Origin of the sequence: Chromohalobacter sp. HP20-39, from assembly GCF_033052815.1 — a bacterium.
Taxonomy (GTDB): Bacteria; Pseudomonadota; Gammaproteobacteria; order Pseudomonadales; family Halomonadaceae; genus Chromohalobacter.
Genome location: NZ_JAWHTP010000003.1, coordinates 583848 through 602046 on the forward strand (window position 1 = coordinate 583848; position 18199 = coordinate 602046).

The 18199-nt window shown below is 60.5% G+C and carries 14 protein-coding genes; 9 read left to right on the forward strand and 5 right to left on the reverse strand.

Annotated elements, in window-relative coordinates; translation table 11 throughout:
- Positions 1–8: 8 nt before the first annotated feature.
- Positions 9–587, reverse strand: a complete 579-nt coding sequence (gene ectA / locus RVY79_RS09450) for a diaminobutyrate acetyltransferase (protein ID WP_317463871.1) — start codon at positions 585–587, stop codon at positions 9–11.
- A gap of 281 nt (positions 588–868) precedes the next feature.
- A complete protein-coding gene (gene gorA / locus RVY79_RS09455) occupies positions 869–2233 on the reverse strand; it encodes a glutathione-disulfide reductase (protein WP_317463872.1) in 1365 nt (454 codons plus the stop codon).
- A gap of 129 nt (positions 2234–2362) precedes the next feature.
- Between gorA and can the strand changes: the two genes are divergently transcribed.
- From can to RVY79_RS09495, 8 genes are all read left to right on the forward strand, one after another.
- Positions 2363–3001, forward strand: a complete 639-nt coding sequence (gene can / locus RVY79_RS09460; protein ID WP_317463873.1) for a carbonate dehydratase — start codon at positions 2363–2365, stop codon at positions 2999–3001.
- A 148-nt stretch (positions 3002–3149) separates the two neighbouring features.
- Positions 3150–4739, forward strand: coding sequence for an ABC transporter substrate-binding protein (locus RVY79_RS09465; RefSeq protein WP_317463874.1), 1590 nt, complete (start codon positions 3150–3152; stop codon positions 4737–4739).
- 134 nt (positions 4740–4873) lie between these two features.
- Complete coding sequence (locus RVY79_RS09470; RefSeq protein WP_317463875.1) at positions 4874–5920, forward strand: ABC transporter permease; 1047 nt, start codon at positions 4874–4876, stop codon at positions 5918–5920.
- Positions 5917–6864, forward strand: a complete 948-nt coding sequence (locus tag RVY79_RS09475) for an ABC transporter permease (RefSeq protein ID WP_317463876.1) — start codon at positions 5917–5919, stop codon at positions 6862–6864. Before RVY79_RS09470 ends, RVY79_RS09475 begins: the two co-directional genes overlap by 4 nt.
- 4 nt (positions 6865–6868) lie before the next feature.
- Positions 6869–7903 carry an ABC transporter ATP-binding protein gene (locus tag RVY79_RS09480; RefSeq protein WP_317463877.1) on the forward strand — a complete coding sequence of 345 codons (1035 nt, stop codon included), beginning with the start codon at positions 6869–6871 and terminating at the stop codon, positions 7901–7903.
- Positions 7900–8961 carry an oligopeptide/dipeptide ABC transporter ATP-binding protein gene (locus RVY79_RS09485; RefSeq protein ID WP_317463878.1) on the forward strand — a complete coding sequence of 354 codons (1062 nt, stop codon included), beginning with the start codon at positions 7900–7902 and terminating at the stop codon, positions 8959–8961. Before RVY79_RS09480 ends, RVY79_RS09485 begins: the two co-directional genes overlap by 4 nt.
- A 99-nt stretch (positions 8962–9060) precedes the next feature.
- A complete protein-coding gene (locus tag RVY79_RS09490; protein ID WP_317463879.1) occupies positions 9061–9978 on the forward strand; it encodes a LysR family transcriptional regulator in 918 nt (305 codons plus the stop codon).
- Between the two features lie 143 nt (positions 9979–10121).
- On the forward strand, positions 10122–11150 hold the full coding sequence (locus tag RVY79_RS09495; protein ID WP_317463880.1) for a hydrolase: 1029 nt from the start codon (positions 10122–10124) through the stop codon (positions 11148–11150).
- Positions 11151–11176: 26 nt separating this feature from the next.
- Here RVY79_RS09495 and msrA read toward each other — a convergent pair whose 3' ends face one another.
- Complete coding sequence (msrA, locus tag RVY79_RS09500; RefSeq protein WP_317463881.1) at positions 11177–11812, reverse strand: peptide-methionine (S)-S-oxide reductase MsrA; 636 nt, start codon at positions 11810–11812, stop codon at positions 11177–11179.
- A 14-nt stretch (positions 11813–11826) separates the two neighbouring features.
- On the opposite strand from msrA, the gene RVY79_RS09505 reads away from it, so the two are divergent.
- Positions 11827–12309: a YchJ family protein gene (locus RVY79_RS09505; RefSeq protein WP_317463882.1), complete on the forward strand. Its 483-nt coding sequence runs from the start codon at positions 11827–11829 to the stop codon at positions 12307–12309.
- Here the strand turns inward: RVY79_RS09505 and RVY79_RS09510 are convergent.
- Positions 12278–16309, reverse strand: a complete 4032-nt coding sequence (locus RVY79_RS09510) for a translocation/assembly module TamB domain-containing protein (protein ID WP_317463883.1) — start codon at positions 16307–16309, stop codon at positions 12278–12280. The two genes, RVY79_RS09505 and RVY79_RS09510, sit on opposite strands and share 32 nt — an antisense overlap.
- The gene (locus RVY79_RS09515) at positions 16273–18099 is read right to left on the reverse strand and encodes an autotransporter assembly complex family protein (protein ID WP_317463884.1); all 1827 of its coding nucleotides are present in this window, start codon (positions 18097–18099) and stop codon (positions 16273–16275) included. The genes RVY79_RS09510 and RVY79_RS09515 overlap by 37 nt, the downstream gene beginning before the upstream one ends.
- Positions 18100–18199 lie beyond the last annotated feature (100 nt).

Consider the following 18199-nt stretch of genomic DNA (forward strand, 5'->3'; position numbering starts at 1 on the left):
TAAGCGGGTCAAGTTCGTTGCAGCTCGAACGGGCCGATTCGGACGAGATTTTCCGGATCGTGCTCGCCACCCAGCTGCCCCGTGGAGAAATACTCACGGCTGTTCAGCGGTGCCTGCCAACGGTCGGCAAGACGCTTGAACAGCCCCCACGATGCCTCATTATCGGGCGTGATGGTAGTTTCGAGATGGCGAACATCGTGCATCCCGGAGCGCATCAGTACGGCTTCGACGAGGCGCCGCGCCAAGCCCGTTCCGCGCGCTTTATCACCCACGGCCACTTGCCACAGGAAATAGGTGTCCGGGGCGTTGCGCTTCACGTAACCGGAAACGAAACCGACGATCTCCCCCTCTTCGTCCGTGGCGACGGCACAGGTATCGCGAAACTGTGTGGCGAGCAGTAGATAGGCATATCCCGAGTTGACATCCAAGGGCGGACACGCCTTGACGAGCTCGTAGATTCCCCACCCATCGTCGGTCGTAGGCTTACGGATGAAAAGAGTCTTCTGTGCACTGCCAATCACGGTGTCGGCGACGCTAGGACGCGCCAGATCGGCGGAAGGCGTGAAGTTCTCGGTCGTGGGTGTCATATCCATTTTTCGCTAATGGCGAATGTGTTCGCAATAATAACAGCGGCTTATGCATTGATCAAATAAGGCATTATCGTCATGTCGCCATCTCATAACCACACATTATAGCTGGATATGCGTATATGGATGCGCCGCTATCCTATGCTTATGTGACCATGGCTGCTCTCAGTCTAGTCAATCATGAGTCGTATGCATGCATTGCGTGGAGCGGCCTTATTTCGGGTATCAATGCAAATGGGCCACCGAAGTGGCCCATTGCTATCCAAAACTGAATCATATCGCTAGCGACGTGACAAGGAGCGCATCGTGACGAACTCCTCGGCACTAGTGGGGTGAATGCCCACTGTGGCGTCAAAGTCGGTCTTGGTCAGGCGTGCGCGCACGGCGATGGCGATCCCCTGGATGAGTTCGCCGGCATCGTCGCCCACCATGTGGGCGCCGACCACGCGGTCTGTCGCGTCGTCTACTACCAGCTTCATCAGGCAACGTTCTTGGCTACCTGAAAGTGTGTGCTTCATGGGCCGGAAGTCGGTGCGATAGATGCGCACCCCACCTTCGCACTGTTCGCGAGCTTCTTCTTCGCTCAGGCCAACGGTGCCGATGTTGGGATGACAGAACACTGCCGTGGCGATGTCCTGGTAATCCAGCGGGCGCGGCGTGGCGTCACCGTAATGGTGCTGGACGAGGTGCATGGCCTCGGCGAGCGCCACGGGCGTGAGTTCGGGGCCGCCGGTTACGTCGCCCAGCGCCAGGATCGACGGTTCGGAGGTTTGATAACGCTCGTCGACCTTCACGGTACCATTGGGGTTGAGCGCGATGTCCAGTTCGTCGAGCCCCAGGCCGCTAAGGTTCGGACGGCGTCCAGTGGCCGCCAGTACGACGTCCACTTCCAGCGTTTCGCCGTTGGTCAGGCTCACACGGTAGGCATCGCCAACCGGCTCGATACGCTCGATGGTGGTTTCGAAGTGCAGGTTGACGCCCTTCTTCTGCATCTCGTCGCGGGTGAATTCACGCACTTCACGGTCGAAGCCGCGCAGGAAAAGCTCACCGCGATAGACCAGATGCGCGTCGCTGCCGAGTCCATTGAAGATGCTGGCGAACTCGACCGCGATATAACCGCCGCCAAGCACCAGAAAGCGCTCGGGAAAGGTTTCCAGGTCGAAGACGCGGTTGGAGTCCACGGCGTGTTCCGCGCCCTCGATATCGGGAACCCAGGGCCAGCCGCCAGTCGCTACCAGGATTTTCTCGGCAGAGACCGTCTCGCCGTTGATCTCGATGCCGTGCGGGCCGGTAATTCGGGCGCGACCATTGAGCAGCGTGACATCGGCGCCTTCGAGCAAGCGCCCATAGATGCCGTTGAGGCGCTTGATCTCCTCGATCTTGTTGTCGCGCAACGTTGCCCAATCAAAGCGTGGTGCCTCGGGCAGCGTCCAGCCGAAGCCGGCGCTATCCTCGAAGGCATCATGGAAATGTGCCGCATAGGAATAAAGCTTTTTGGGCACACACCCGACATTCACACAGGTACCGCCCAGATAGCGGTCCTCGGCAATGGCGACGCGCGCTCCCGTGGCAGCCGCCGTGCGTGCAGCGCGTACTCCGCCGGAGCCCGCGCCGATGACAAATAGGTCGTAATCGTACTGAGCCACGTCAATCTCCTGACTTTTCGATGGCGCGAATGATACCAGTCGAGAGAACGCACAGGGAGGGCCTTGATTGACGCTTCGGAGCACAGGGGGTAAAAGTTGTTCGGATACCCCTTGCATGAAGAGATTTACATGAGCGATATCAAGAAGCTGCTGGAACAAAATCGTGAATGGGCCGCTGGCGTTCGCGAACGTGACCCGGAATTCTTCGAGCGCTTGTCGCATCAGCAGAACCCCGATTATCTATGGATCGGATGTTCGGATAGTCGCGTACCTGCAAACCAGATCGTCGACTTGCCGCCGGGTGAGGTGTTCGTGCATCGCAACGTCGCGAACCTGCTGTACCACAATGATATGAATGCCTTGTCAGTGGTGCAGTTCGCAGTCGATGTGCTGCAGGTCGAGCACATCATGGTGGTCGGCCATTATGGCTGCGGTGGCGTACGGGCTGCGATCGCCGACGGCGATAACGGCATGATCGATTACTGGCTTCACAGCGTTCGTGAATTGTACAGCGCCAACCGTGAAGCGCTGGCACCACTGTCGTTCGATGAGAAAGTCGACCGGATGTGCGAACTTAACGTGCGTGCGCAAGTGGCCAACCTGTGCCGCACCAAAGTCGTGCAGCGTGCCTGGCAGCGGGGACAGAAGCTATCGGTGCATGGCTGGGTCTACGGCTTGGCTGACGGCTGCGTGACTGATCTCGAGTGCACGGTATCGCAACTCGACGAAGCCTCGCACATCCATCGCTTTGACCGTGTCGCGCGCTGATATCGACCACGGATTAGAAGCGGCCAGGACGGTGTTATTCATCTGACGAATGGCGACCATCAAGATTTCGATTGTCGTCGCCACACAAAGCTCTTTATGTTGAAGCTGACGATTCACGTCGCATAACAATACACAATAGGGCTTCAACATGATCAGCAAGAAGACTCTCCTGGCCTCGTTGCTCGGCGCTTCCGTCGTGCTTCCTCTGCCTGCGCTGGCACAAGACGCGTCCAGCGATAGTGCTCCCGTGACATTGCGTGTCGCCTACGACGCCGACCCGGTGTCGTTGGATATCCACGAACAACTTTCCGGCGGAATACTGCAGCTTTCCCATTTGATCTTCGACCCGCTGGTCCGCTGGACTCAGGACTTCGAGTTCGAGCCGCGCCTGGCCACCGAATGGAAGCAGCTCGACGACACCACGCTGCAGATGAAGCTCCGCGAAGGCGTCGAGTTCCACAGCGGTAACGCCTTTACCGCCAAGGACGTCGCCTGGACCGTCGAACGCCTCAAGCGCAGCGCCGACTTCAAGGCGATCTTCGAGCCGATCGACCGCGTCGAGGTGGTCGATGAGCACACCATCAAGTTCCACACCCAAAAGCCCTACCCCTTGCTGCTCAACCTGGCTACCTACATCTTCCCGATGGATAGCGAGTTCTATTCCGGTACGACCGACAGTGGCAAGGATAAGAGCGCTATCGTCAAGAACGGCAACTCCTTTGCGTCGCGCCATGTTTCCGGGACTGGTCCCTATCAGGTCACCGAACGACAGCAGGGTGTCAAGATTGAATTCGAGCGTTTCGACAATTACTGGGATGAGCAGTCGCCGGGCAATGTCGATCGCATCGTGATGACGCCAATCAGCGAGAACGCCACCCGAGTGGCCGCCTTGCTTTCTGGTGACGTTGATTTCATCGCACCGGTACCGCCCAACGATCTGGAGCGTGTCCGTGCGGCCAAAGACGTCAAGCTAGTCACCATGTCGGGTACGCGCATCATCATGCTGCAGATGAACCAGAAGCGGGTCGAGGCCTTCAAAGATCCCAAGGTTCGCAAGGCTTTCGCCTATGCCGTCAATCAGGAAGCCATCGCCGATCGCCTGATGAAGGGCTTTGCCACGCCGGCCGCGCAGCTCTCGCCAGAGGGCTATGATGGTCACAATCCGAATCTCGAGCCGCGCTACGACCTGGAAAAAGCCAAGCAACTGATGGAAGAAGCCGGTTATGCGGATGGCTTCAGCATCACCATGATGGCGCCCAACAATCGCTATGTGAACGATGCGCAGATCGCTCAGGCGGTTGCAGCGATGCTGGCGCGAATCAACGTTACGGTGGATCTCAAGACGCTGCCCAAGGCACAGTATTGGACCGAATTCGACAATCGTGCCGCTGACGTGATGATGATCGGCTGGCACGCCGACACCGAGGATTCGGCGAATTTCTTCCAGTACCTCACCGAGTGCCCCAACGCTGACACCGGCGCCGGCCAATATAACGCCGGCAACTACTGCAATCCGGCGCTCGATGAGAAGGTCGCCGCGGCCAACCTCGAGACCGATCGCGAAAAGCGCGCCAAGATGCTCCAGGCGGTGGAAAAGGGTCTTTACGACGATGCCGCCTTCATCCCGCTGCACTGGCAGGATCTGGCCTGGGCCGCCGACACCAACGTTCAGATTGAGCCGGTACTCAACGTCATGAACTTCCCCTACCTGGGTGACGTGGTCGTCAAACCGGAATAAGCCGTACCTACCTACCACTCGCCGGTATCGAGCCGGCGAGTGGTCAGTCGTTTCGAATTTCAAACCAAGCAAGCGCGTCCTGGCGGTCGGTGGTCGCCCAGGCGCCTTCGTCTTGCCAACGGAGGCCGCAATCCATGATTGCCTTTCTGATCAAGCGGCTGTTTCACGCCTTCCTGGTGATGTTCATCATCAGCGTGATCAGCTTCGCCATCCAGGACAACCTCGGCGACCCCATCCAGCAGATGGTCGGTCAGTCGGTACCCGAGAGTGAGCGCGCCGAACTGCGTGAGGAACTGGGGCTGAACGACCCATTCATGGTGCAATATCTGCGCTTCGCCAAGAATGCCGCACAGTTCGACTTCGGCTATTCCTACTTTTATGGCGAGCCGACCATTGAGGTAGTGCTACGCCACCTACCGGCAACCCTGGAGCTGGTGTTCGCCACGACGCTATTGATCATGTTGTTCTCGGTGCCGATCGGCGTCTATAGCGCCATCAAACCACGCTCGCCGTTGTCGCGATTGTTCATGGGTGTCTCGATCGTAGGTATTTCGATACCGGTGTTTCTCACCGCCATCGTGCTGATCCAGATATTCGCCATCGGCGTACAGTTCACCCCATTCCCAGTCGATACCGGCTGGGGCAGCTGGCTCAACGGCGCACTGTCGACCGATGGCGGCATGCCCGCCTACGGACGCGGTGACGTGGTCCACGTATTCGGTACCTGGAGCACCAATTTCGCCTCACTGGAAGGCCTGAGTTACCTGGTGTTGCCGGCGATATCGCTGGCCTCGATCATGCTGCCGCTGTTCATTCGACTGATTCGTGCCGAAATGCTCGAGGTGCTGCAGTCAGAGTACGTCAAGTTCGCCAAGGCCAAGGGGATCAGCATGCGCCGCATCTACTTCCTGCATGCCCTCAAGAACACCATGTTGCCGGTGATCACCGTGGGCGGCGTGCAGATCGGCACGCTAGTTGCCTACACCATCCTCACCGAAACGGTCTTTCAGTGGCCGGGCGTGGGGCTGATGTTCCTCGACGCCATCGAACGCTCCGACATCCCGCTGATCGTCACCTACCTGATGATCGTCGGCTTGATCTTCGTGATCACCAATACGCTGGTCGATCTGATCTACGGCCTGGTCAATCCCACCGTGAAACTCACAGGGAAGCCCGCATGACTACCGCCTCGACTTCATCCAAGGCACCCTCGCGGCTTGCTCGCTTTCGCAGTTCCTACCTGCTCTACAGCTTCAAGCGCGACTGGATAGCCCAAGTTTGTTTCGCCGTTTTCGTGGCCCTCGTTCTGGCCGCGATCCTGGCGCCCTGGCTGTCACCGATGAACCCCTACGACTTGGCGCAGATTCGCATCCTCGACTCGGAACTGCCGCCGTTCTGGATCGACGGCAGCGACCCGCAATATCTGCTGGGTACCGATGCCCAGGGCCGCGACCTGCTGTCGACGATTCTCTACGGCGCGCGGGTGTCGCTGATCATCGGCTTCGGGGCGGTGATCCTGCAAGCCCTGCTCGGGGTAACCTTCGGCCTGCTTGCGGGTTACCTGGGCGGACGCGTCGATGCCTTCCTGATGCGCATGGCCGACATTCAGTTATCGTTCTCCACGCTGATGGTGGCGATCATCGTCGGCGCGGTGATCAAGGCCAGCTTCGGTGGCGCCATCTACAGTGAATACGCGGTATTCATCCTGGTGCTGATCATCGGCCTCGCCGAATGGCCGCAGTATGCGCGCACGGTGCGTGCCTCGGTACTCGCCGAGCGCAGCAAGGAGTACGTCGATGCCGCGCGGGTGATGGGGTTTCGCGCCAAGCGCATCATGTTCCGGCACATCCTGCCCAACACCCTGTCGCCGATCTTCGTCATTTCCACCGTGCAGATCGCCAACGCGATCATCTCGGAAGCCGCGCTGTCGTTCCTTGGCTTGGGCATGCCCGAAACCCAGCCGTCGCTGGGCTCGCTGATCAAGTCCGGTTTCGACTATCTGCAGTCGGGCTCCTGGTGGATCACGCTGATACCGGGTGGCGTGCTGGTCGTGCTGGTGCTGGTGATCAATCTGCTCGGCGACTGGCTGCGCGACGTCATGAACCCGCGACTCTACAAGGGCTGATCGCATGGCTTTACTCGAAGTTTCCAATCTCGATGTGCGCTTCGCTCTGCGTCAGGGCGAAGTCAAGGCGTTGCGCGACGTCAGCTTCACGCTGGATCGCGGCGAGCGCCTGGGCATCGTCGGTGAGTCGGGCGCCGGTAAGTCGGTGGCCGCGTTCACGATCCTCAACCTGATCGCCAAACCGGGCTACATTGCCGACGGTAGCATCCGTTTCGATGGCCGCGAACTGACCACGATGAAGCCGCGCCAGTTGCAGCAGATCCGCGGCAACAAGATCTCGATGATCTTCCAGGACCCGATGATGACCCTCAACCCGGTGTTGACCATCGGCGAGCAGATGATCGAATGCCTCAAGGCGCACCGCCGAATCCGTAGCCGCGATGCCCGCGAGATCGCGCTCAACAAGCTGCGCCAGGTCTACATTCCTTCACCTGAGCGGCGTCTGGATCAGTACCCCCACGAGCTCTCAGGGGGCATGCGTCAACGCATCATCATCGCCATCGCCCTGCTGCTCGATCCTGACGTGATCGTCGCCGACGAACCGACCACAGCGCTCGACGTGACCATTCAGGCGGAGATCATGGAACTGCTGCTGGAGTTGTGCGAGAAGCACAACGTGGCGCTGATCCTGATCACCCACGACCTAGGCGTAGTCAGTCAGGTCACCCAACGTACGCTGGTGATGTATGCCGGTCGGGTCATCGAGCAGGGACCGACCCGCGAAATCATCAACGACGCGCAGCATCCCTACACCCAAGGGCTGATCAATGCTCTGCCGCAGATGGCCACGCCGGGGCAGCGTCTCAACCAGATTCCTGGCTCGATGCCCAGCCTGGCCAATACCCCGCCCGGTTGCGCCTTTCATCCACGCTGCAGTTTCTCGGTCGATGCCAACGGCGAACGTCGGCGCGACTGTCGCGAGGTGATCCCGACGTTTGTGCGCTCGGGTAACTGTGATGTCGCCTGTCACATGGTGCGTGAGCTTGTCGAGTCACGTCCGTCCGAAAGCGACGCGAGCGAACAACGGGAGGCCCTATGAGCAAGGTGCTGCAACAACCTCAGCATCATCAGGATGGCGATTCGGCGCAGGCCGGCGAAACGCTGCTGCAGATTCGTGGACTCGAGAAGCACTTCCCGCTCTCCGGCGATTTTCTCGAGCAGCTACGTTTCGAGGGCGGTAGGCTGAAGCGCCGCCAGGAGTTCGTCCACGCCATCAATGGCGTGGACATCGACGTCAAGCGTGGCGAGACGCTGTGTGTGGTCGGCGAGTCCGGGTGTGGCAAATCGACGGTGGCACGCATGGTGATGGGGCTGCTGAGCCCCAGCGCCGGCGAGATCCGCTACGACGGCCAGCGTATCGACGATCTCAACCCGCGCCAGTTGCTGCCCTATCGGCGGCGCATGCAGATGATCTTTCAGAATCCCTATGCCTCACTGAACCCGCGCATGAGCATCCAGCAGACGCTCGAGGAGCCGCTGCGTTTTCACCATCCGGACTGGAGTCGCCAGCAGATCCTCGACAAGATCGGCGAGGTGATGGCTTCGGTAGGCATCGATCCGGAATGGGGCAAGCGCTTTGGCCACGAATTCTCGGGCGGCCAGCGTCAACGCATCGCCATCGCCCGGGCACTGGCGGTGGAACCCGAGTTCATCGTCGCCGACGAGCCGATCTCGGCGCTCGACGTGTCGATCCAGGCACAGGTGCTCAACCTGCTAATGGACGCCCAGGAAGCCCATCATCTCACTTATCTGTTCATTACCCACGACCTGGCGGTTGTCGAGCACTTCGGTACCCGCGTGGTGGTGATGTATCTGGGTCGGGTCTGCGAGGTGGCCGAAACCCGCACACTGTTCGATCGGCCCCGCCACCCCTATACTCAAGCGCTGATGTCGGCGATACCACGTCTTGAAGATGATGGACCCGACCATATCAAGCTCCCCGGTGAAGTTCCCACTCCGGTCAACTTGCCCTCGGGTTGTGTCTTCCACGGACGCTGCCCGCATGCCAACGACCGTTGCCGACATGAAATACCGCAGTTGATCGAGGCCCAAGGCAGTCAGGTGGCGTGCCATGCGGTCGAGGAAGGTCGTATCTGAGCGTATTATGGTATCGCCCCGGTCACTTGTGTCGTGACGAAAAGATGACATGCGACGCCGCATGCGTGCGGCGTCAACGATGATGGATGGCGTCTGACGATGGAAATCCGCTGGCTCGAAGACTTCATCGTGCTGGCCAGGGAACGCCATTTTTCCCGGGCCGCCGATGCCCAGAACGTGACGCAACCCACTTTTTCGCGACGCATCAAGCTGCTCGAGGAAGAAATGGGGACCACGTTGATAAACCGCCAGACACTGCCGTTGACCCTGACCCCCGCCGGTGAGGAGTTTCTGGCGCTCTGCGAGCAGATTACCGAGCGCGTGCGCTCGACGCGTGACCGCTTGCAATCGATTGCTGCCGACGAAGCCAGATGCATTCTACTCGCCGCGCCGCAGAGTCTGTTATCGAACTTCTTGCCTGGTTGGCTCGATCAGCATGCCCTGACACCGTTGGTATCCCCCTACCTGCGTGCCACGAGTTGGTTGATCGGCGATTATCTTCATGGCCTGGAACGCGGTGAATGCGATCTGGCCTTGTGTTATTGGCCGCGCGGGCGGATCGCGCTCGATCTCGAAATAAGTGAGTTGACCTTTCTGACCTTGGGTGAAGAGCGGCTCGTTCCAGTGAGCGCTCCCGATACCGAGGGGCGTCCGCGCTTCTCGTTGCCGGGGACGCGCCGCCAGCCCCAACCGTTGATCGCCTTTCATCCACGCGGACTGATGGCGGCGGCGCTCGCGGCACATCTGGGACGTATGCCCGACCCCGTCTATCTCACCTCGCTCAACGAAAGCGTACAGGCCACCAATATTCGTGAGCTGGTGATACAGGGGTATGGGCTTGGCTGGCTGCCGCAGCGCAGTGTCATCACGCCGATGGCTAACGGTGAACTGGTACGCGCCGGCGATGAACACTGGGATGTCCCGCTCGACCTGCGCTTGTACGCGCGCAAGGATTCACGCCACCCCGGCTTGCCCGACTTATGGCACCAGCTCGCAGAAGCGCACGGCAACGCTTGAATGTACTTGCCGAGCAAGCGCAACGCGTAAACTGGTGCGCCAGCCCGGTCCGCTCTTTCGCCGATTTTTGCCTTGTCTGTCCTTCGCTCGCCGACTTTTCAGACAACACCTAAGCTACAGATAGATTCGCAAGAGCCACGTCGATGTCACGCACGCTGTTTTCCGCCGACTTCTGCGCACCACGAGGACTGGGTAATCGCCATGTGCAGACCCTGTTACCTCGTGTTCGCCGTTTGCCCGCGCTGGCGCGTGAAACGGAAATCATTAATCTGCCCGATGGCGACTTCGTCGAGCTGGCCTGGGCCCAACCGGCTCCCGCACGAGCGGATGCCCCGGTGTTCGTGTTGTTTCACGGTCTGGAAGGTTCGTTCGACTCTCCCTACGCACGCGAGTTGATGCGCGCGGCGAGTGCACTGGGATGGCGGGCGGTGCTGATGCACTTTCGCGGCTGTGGGCAGGCCCCCAACCGGCTTGCCCGAGCCTATCACTCGGGTGACACGGCAGATGCCTACTGGGTCATCGGGCAGTTGGCGGTGCGGTATCCGCGTGCCATCAAGGTGGCGGCAGGCGTGTCGCTGGGAGGCAACATGCTTCTCAAGCTGGTAGCCGAGCAAGGCGGCGACGGCCTCGATCTGGCCGGCGCCATCGCCATCAGCGCGCCGCTCGATCTGGCCGCCAGCGCCGATGCGCTCAACCGTGGTTTTGCGCGCGTTTATCAGCGCCATCTGCTCAACGCCCTCAAGCGCAAAGTCTCCACCAAGCTGGCGGCTGGCCCATTGCCGATTGCGCTCAATGTGCGTCAACTCGCGGGCCTGGAAACGTTCTGGGCATACGACAACGCGGTGACGGCGCCCTTGCATGGCTTTCAATCGGCCAGTGACTATTATCGTCGCGCGTCTGCAGGCCGCCTGCTGGGTGACATCGAACTACCGACCCTGATCCTGCATGCCGCGGACGACCCTTTCATGCCCGCCGACCTGTTCTCGAGGCTGCCGGCCCCGGCCGATTCCGTGCGCCTGGAAATCGCCCGTCAAGGCGGGCATGTCGGCTTCGTCGAGTCACGCCACGGGCGACTGAGCTCTTGGTTGGCACGGCGTGTCGCCTGGCAGTTGGAAAGCTGGGCCGCGCATCTAGCGCCGCATCGCTCGCTGGCGGCGGGGCCCAACGGCTGATGCTCGTCGACTTTTAGCTTGGCGCTTCACGTCACCGGGCAGGCCACTCCGGTACCCTTGAGGCCGCAGTACCCTGCCGGGTTCTTGGCCAGGTACTGCTGGTGATACTCTTCCGCGTAATAAAAGGCTTCGAGCGGCGCGACTTCTGTGGTGACATGCCCCAGGTCTTGCTGGCGCAGGGCTTGATCGTATTCCTGGAGGCTCTTGTCGACCAACGGACGCTGTAGCTCGTTCGTGGTGTAGATGACGCTTCTGTATTGGCTGCCGATATCGTTGCCTTGGCGCATGCCTTGAGTCGGGTCGTGGGCCTCCCAGAATGCGCGCAGCAATTCAGGCAGTCCGATTTCGATGGGGTCGAACACGACGTGGACAACCTCAGCGTGTCCGGTACGCCCGGTGCAGGTTTCCTCATAGGTCGGATGGGGCGTATAGCCACCGGCATAGCCCACCGCCGTCACGTAGACCCCAGGCATTTCCCAGAACAAACGCTCGGCGCCCCAGAAACATCCCAATCCCAGCACGATTTCCTCATGCCCTTCCGGGAACGGCGGCAACATCGAGCGACCATTGACATAATGCGAGCCGCTGATACGTATGGGCGTATTGCGCCCCTCGAGTGCCGTTGCCGGTGTGGGGAGCTCAAGCGATTCTTGTGACAACATAGGAAAAATCTCGCATGACGATGAGTAAAAAAGCGCTCGAGACCTGCCCCTGCGGGCAACCTGAGCGTTTCGAAAAATGCTGCGCGCCAGTCCACGAGGACCCGCGCCGCGCCAAGACGCCCGAGGCACTGATGCGGGCACGCTATAGCGCCTTCGCACGCGGTGCGCACGACGCGTTGATCGCTACCTGGGATCCCACCACATGCCCCACTCGTGACTCACTGGCCACGAACAGAGCACGCTGGCTGAAGCTGATCGTCCATGACAGCACCCAACAAGGCGAGAAAGGCACGGTGACGTTCAGTGCCGATTTCATAGACGCCGACGGCTTTTTTCAGCGTCTTACCGAAACTAGCCGCTTTCGGTTCGTCACTCATGCCGGCCAGTGGTTCTATGTCGACGGCGACACCCAGTGGCATCGCCTCGATATCGGCCGCAATGCCGCGTGTCCTTGCGGCAGTGGCCTCAAGGCGAAGCGCTGCTGCGCCCGAGGCTGAAGGTATATATCAAGTCGAGTGCCTGAGCTGCGCCGGATACGACCTCCAGGTACAGGTTCTGGATCAGACGATAGCGCAGTGTCAACTCGGCGATGGGGGAGAAAATGCCAACACCGTAGCTAACTTTCAAGTCCTCGAAGACATAGCCACTGACCACGACCTGACTATCCTCGCCCGAGCCTGCGGTGTCGAGGCTTAAATCGTCGACTCCGAATGCCTGGCCGAGCTGACCCACGGCGCGGCCGCTCTGCGACAGCGAGAGGCCGATCAATGCCGAGGTCAACGCTCCATCGCCGCCGCCATCGCCTGGCGCCCTCCCCCTGAGCAGATAGGAAAGGGCCCGGCTTTCCGACATCGCGGGTTCCGAGAAGATGCTCAACTGAGGATTCTTAGCGGGGCCCGTGACGCGCAGCCCCGCCGTCACGTTGTCCTCGATGGTGTCGGGATTGCGAATCGCCTCGAATTGCAGGCGCGGCTGCGATGCCGGCCCACTGAACAGGATTTGCCCCTGACGAATCACCAAGTCCTGCCCGAACGCGGTATAGGAACCATCGATGAGTCTGACATTGCCGAACAGTTGTACCGGTCCGCTTTCTTGCCGGACTTCGAGCTCACCTTCCAGTTGTGTTGTGAGGCCATACGCCTCCAGGGTAATGTCCGGCCCCAGATTCAGCGTGATCCTGACGTCGAGGGCCATACCGGCTTCGGACAGTGCCTGGGCTGTCGCTTCGCCCTGCTCGCCCGATGCCTCGGCTTCTTGCTGGGCGGCATCCTCTTGGCGTGTGATGATGACCTCGTCGCTGCTCGGTGCGACTGCGGAAGGCGGAATCTTGCCCACCTCCAGGCGTGCCCATGGAACATCGACATTGCCACGCACGCGCAGGCGTTCCGGACTGGCATCGATGCTGAGGTCCGGCGCAATGCGCAGGCTTCCGAACTGCGGCAGGTTCACCAGGAGTGGGTCTTTCTGGCCCTCGACCTCAAGATGCGCGCGCCACGCTGCGGGATCCTGCCAGTCGACCTCGCCGTTCAGATTCAGCCGTCCGTCTTCACCGGCCACGAACCCTTCGATCTGCCCTCCTTGGCCAGCGAGATCGAGCGCCAAACGCGCATCTTTTATCGCTACGGGGGTCACCGTGCCGCGCATGGATACCTCATCGGCGACCAACTGGCCTGTCAAGTCAGGGTGGCGCACGGTGCCGTCCAACGTAACATCGCCATTGAGAACGCCATTGAGTTCGGTAAGTCCCTCAACGAGCGGACGATACGGCGTGAAGGCAATATCATCGACTTGTAAGCGCCCTTCCAGCGCGCCTTCGCCAAGCGGGTCGTCGACCCCCAGCGTGAGTTTCAGCTGACCCGCGTCGCCTTGATCGAGTGCCAGCTGCATATCGGCACGCGTCGGCGTAGCGTCGAAACTCAGCGACAGCCGGCTATCGGGAAGGTGCCATGGGTGACCGCTGGCATCCTCTCCAGTAACCGTCAACTGGCTATTGAGTTGCCCTTTGGCGTTCCAGGACTGACCGGCATTACGCCATCTCAGGATAGCCTCGCCTTGCGTTTCTCCCCCCAGGCGCCATCCCGTGGGCAACCGGTCGGCGAACATCGCCATGGGAATATCACGCAATGCCAAGGCTATCTCACCATTCGCGGCGGAAAGGCGAGCACGTTCGGTGAGGCAAACACGACCACCTTGCTCGCGGACCAAGCAAAACGGCGATAGCGTTACTTGACTGGCGGCCAGATCAGCGGCGATGTTCAAGCTATCATCGAGCGCAAAGTCACCGTACTCGGTGGCAAGCTCGAGCGGGGCCAACACGCCTTGGTAGCGTTGCGCAGTCCTGTCGTATCCTCCTTCGAGGGTGAATGCCGCGCGAGACAGCGGCATCCCCGCTCCCAGCTCGGCTTGGACATCCAGCATGTGCTGCGACAAGCGCCCCTCGAGCGTGGCGGACAAGGTGTCGACACGCTGTCCACCGGCCTCAAGCCCCTCGATATTCACCTTGGCCTTCACGCGTGGATCATCAAGTCCTTCGCTATGAGCCGTGAATGACAGGGACTGGAGTTGCTGTGTCTGGTAGCGTAACGACTCGCCGCTCAGGTTGAGGTCGATACGCGGCGACGCGAGAGAGCCCTGGGCATCGAGTTCGCCCTGCAAGGCGCCACCTAGACCAGGCCATAACGTAGCGAGTTTCGGTGCCTCGATACGGCTGTGCAGAGCCAGGCGTTCCCCGATATGGCCTTCGGCGGTGATGCGGTTATCGCCCTGGCGCAGGTTAAGCTGGTCGATCGTCCATTGCATCTGGCTGTTGCCATGGAGCTTGGCATTCAAGCGCAGGGCTTTACCTTGTAGGGTGCCGTCGATAGCCAATTGGGGGATACGCAGCCGCCAGCCTTGGGGCTGCATATCGAAGCCGATGCGCGCCTTGCCGTTGAGCGTCCCGTCGACGGCCTCGGTGAACGCACCGATAGGCAGCTTGTCGAGTTGAAGGTCGCTCTCCACCGCCAGCGCCGACGACCAATCCACGTGCCCACGTCCCGTGAGCGTGCCCCCCTTGGCGCTCAGCGTCAGTGGTGCCCAGGCGAATTGCGTCCTGTCGCCACGTCCCTCGAGTGTCAGGTGGCTGACAGGCAATCCTTGGCCCCTAGCCTTGAGGTCGAGGGCAACATGATAGTTATCCAGTGAGCCCTCAGCATCGAGACTCAAGGCGTCGAGTCGATACATGGCGGAGTCACGCGCCAAACGTTGCGACGCTGCCAGTGCCCCTGGCTCGAAACTTGCCAATGAAGAAAGCCCGTCCATGCCGGATAAGGGCCAAGCGATATCGCGGGCGTTGAGCGTGAGGGAGAATGGAAGCTCGGGCGCCAGGGCGTCGAGCTTCGCATCCAGGCTTGCCGTGACGGGGCCACTGGCATCGAGTTCGAGCGCCAGGTTGGCCAAGGAGCCCTCCAGCGTCAACGATACCTGCTGACCGCCCAACGGGGGACGCGCGATATGCGTGTCCAGGCTGCCATGGAGGGGGTAGTCGCCGCTCAGAGTAGCCTTCAAGGCAAGTTCCGCCTCACCGTCATCGCTACGCACGTGCAACCGATGGATAGCGACCTGGCTGTCGTGAGCAGACAGTGATAACGAAGCGTGCTGGATGTGATACGGCGTCGCACCTTGAAGCTCGAAATCCTTTACCACCACGCTGGGTGCACGAATATCGAGTGGCAGGTCGATCTCGGGCAATGCTAGACGGTGCTTGGCATCGGTGGTCTCTGTATTGGGTGCAGACGCTTCACCGGCCGCAGGGATGCCAGCGTTGGCAAGTCCCTGCGCAGAGGCGTCAGAGCTGCTCTCCACCGCCTGTGAGGCCGCATCGATCGTGTCACCGGAGATGGTCGGCGATGTCATCCCTTGGGTCAGACGCTGTCCTTCGCTCATGGGCAAGGATAACTGCGCCCCCTCCAAGCGTGTCGGGAGTAATGTGAGGTCGTTGCCGGCAACGCGCGCGCCAGTGGTGAAATTATCCCATTGCAGTTGCGTGCCATCAGCCAGGTCGACGCGTACGTCCTCGAGTGCGAGGGCACGTATCTCGATGGGAAACGGCAACCAGAACGCGGGCATCCCATCGTCAGATGATGCGTCGGCTCGAGGTTCACTGACCTCGCTGGGGGCCAAGGCAATATGCGCTCCCTTGACCTGCAGACCCTGGAGACAAAGCTTGCCGTCGAGCAAACAGTCGTCGGCCCAGCTCAGATGCAGGCGCTCGACATCGATGGTGAGAGTGCCGACATCGACATGCAGGCCACGCAACGTCAACGTGTCCAGCGGTGCTCCTTTTACCTCGTCGACCTCGTACCAGCCGCGTGCCTGGCCTTGATCGGCCAACCACGCGGTCCCCCAAGGCGACAGCGCCACCCCGAGCAACAAGAACACCAGTCCCAAGAGCCACAGTGGTACGTAAATCAGCGCTCGGATCAGAATTCCGGCCCGATGGAGAAGTGCAGACGCCACGCGTCCTCCTGATTGTCGAACGGATGGGCGATATCGAAGCGTACGGGCCCCACGGGCGAGATCCAGCGTACGCCGATGCCGGCCCCGGTCTTGAGTTCCTTGGGCCACCATTCGTCGAAGGCGTTGCCGGTGTCGATGAAGGTTGCACCCCACCAGTTGCCGGTGACCCGACGTTGGTACTCGATGCTGGCGGCCAGCATATGCTGACCGCCCAGCAGTTCGCCGTCTTCGTTTTCCGGCGACAGGCTCTCGTAGTCATAACCGCGCACGCTTTGATCGCCCCCGGCGAAGAAGCGCAGCGACGGCGGAACCATGTCGAAAGTGTCGGTGGCGATGGCGCCACCACTCACACGGCCGACGAAGCGGTTGTCCTGCCCCAGCGAGCGAATCCATTGCGAATCGAACGTAGTGCGCACAAAACGTGCGTCCGATCCCCATGCGGGATCGGAGATCTCCAACGCCAGCCGTTGACGATCGCCCCACATAGGAAAATTGGGCTGCCGCGTGCGGGTACGGGCCCAACTGATGCCCGGATAAAGCAGCAAGACTTGTTCGTCCTGATCCGCCTGGGTGAAGTCCTCGTAGGTGGTGCGAAAATAAAGTTCTTGCACCCAGTCGTTGTCGAATTCCCAACGCCGTGCCAGCTCGATCGAACTCTCCAGACTCTGCGTGTCCTCGTTGTCGAGTTTGCGCAGACCATAGCCAAGGCGGTAGCTATCGCGCAGCGGGTCTTCCAGCGGGATCAGATACTCACCGTTGAAACGTTGCTCGGGGCCCGAAAGGTACAAGGCGTTCGACAAGCTGTGGCCACGATCATTGAGCCAGGGCATTTCCCAACTGAATTGAACGCGGGGCCCCACGTCGGTGGCATAGCCGATCCCCGTCTCGAACTGGTGACGGTCGGCGGGAATCAGGTCGACGTCGACCGGCACGTCGGTGCGCTGTTGGTCATGGAGTTGGCGTACGGCGGCAACGCCCGGCCCACTGATCAAGGAAGAGGGACGCCCGGTGGCTTCTTGCCACCACTGGCCACTTTTCGCACCGCGCCCTTCACTGTCGATATTCGGTCGCACGGCGATGCCGCGAAACCAGTCGGTTTCGCCCAGACGCTGGTTGTACTCAGCGAGTTGTCCGGCCAGGTAGGGATCACCTTCTGCAAATGGCAACATTTGGCGTAGACGAGCTTCTTCGATCTGGCTTCCTGAGAAATGGATATCGCCGAAATGATAACGCGGCCCGCTGTCCATCCTCAGGAAAATACGGGCACTAGCTTCCCAGGGGCGTACTTCCATTCGCTGCTGGGTAAAGCCGGCATCGAAGTAACCACGCTCGAGCGCCAACGTGGAAAAACGGCTCTTGGTGCTTTCGTAACGGTCATGACGCAGAGCGTCGCCCTCTTCGAGCGGCACTTGATCGAGCGCCTGCTGGAAGACGCGATCATCAGAAGCATCGCCATCGATCCCCACGTCGAGCTGTGTGATGTGCGTCCGTGGACCGGGGTCGATGGTGATCACGGCATCGGCATCGAACGTTCCGTCGGGATATGCCGTGTCAATCTGCGGCGAGTAATAGCCGAAGGCACGCAGTGCACGCTGAGTGCGATCACGGACCTCGCTATCCAAGCGTTCCTCGCTGATGTTCTGAGTGTCGACCGAGCGTAGGAAGGTGATGACATTCTCGGCGGCAGGCCCTTCGAGCCCTTCTACAGAGGCATCCAGCGCATGGGCACCAGACGCGACGAGACTCAATGTCGCGCCCCACAGGATGCGCCGTGTCATGGAATGGCGCATCGACGTCAGCCTCCCTGGCGATGCGGATCGACAACGTCCACCCGCGACGGGGCAATAAACCTCGGGCGTTGATCTCGGCTGCTTTTCAATGACTCAATCC

What these genes read in the sequence shown, in the direction of transcription:
- RVY79_RS09515 (WP_317463884.1), bottom strand. Translation starts at nt 18,099, where the DNA reads ATGCGCCATTCCATGACACGGCGCATCCTGTGGGGCGCGACATTGAGT.
- msrA (WP_317463881.1), bottom strand. Translation starts at nt 11,812, where the DNA reads ATGTTGTCACAAGAATCGCTTGAGCTCCCCACACCGGCAACGGCACTC.
- RVY79_RS09470 (WP_317463875.1), top strand. Translation starts at nt 4,874, where the DNA reads ATGATTGCCTTTCTGATCAAGCGGCTGTTTCACGCCTTCCTGGTGATG.
- RVY79_RS09485 (WP_317463878.1), top strand. Translation starts at nt 7,900, where the DNA reads ATGAGCAAGGTGCTGCAACAACCTCAGCATCATCAGGATGGCGATTCG.
- can (WP_317463873.1), top strand. Translation starts at nt 2,363, where the DNA reads ATGAGCGATATCAAGAAGCTGCTGGAACAAAATCGTGAATGGGCCGCT.
- RVY79_RS09490 (WP_317463879.1), top strand. Translation starts at nt 9,061, where the DNA reads ATGGAAATCCGCTGGCTCGAAGACTTCATCGTGCTGGCCAGGGAACGC.
- RVY79_RS09480 (WP_317463877.1), top strand. Translation starts at nt 6,869, where the DNA reads ATGGCTTTACTCGAAGTTTCCAATCTCGATGTGCGCTTCGCTCTGCGT.
- ectA (WP_317463871.1), bottom strand. Translation starts at nt 587, where the DNA reads ATGACACCCACGACCGAGAACTTCACGCCTTCCGCCGATCTGGCGCGT.
- RVY79_RS09495 (WP_317463880.1), top strand. Translation starts at nt 10,122, where the DNA reads ATGTCACGCACGCTGTTTTCCGCCGACTTCTGCGCACCACGAGGACTG.
- RVY79_RS09475 (WP_317463876.1), top strand. Translation starts at nt 5,917, where the DNA reads ATGACTACCGCCTCGACTTCATCCAAGGCACCCTCGCGGCTTGCTCGC.
- RVY79_RS09505 (WP_317463882.1), top strand. Translation starts at nt 11,827, where the DNA reads ATGACGATGAGTAAAAAAGCGCTCGAGACCTGCCCCTGCGGGCAACCT.
- RVY79_RS09465 (WP_317463874.1), top strand. Translation starts at nt 3,150, where the DNA reads ATGATCAGCAAGAAGACTCTCCTGGCCTCGTTGCTCGGCGCTTCCGTC.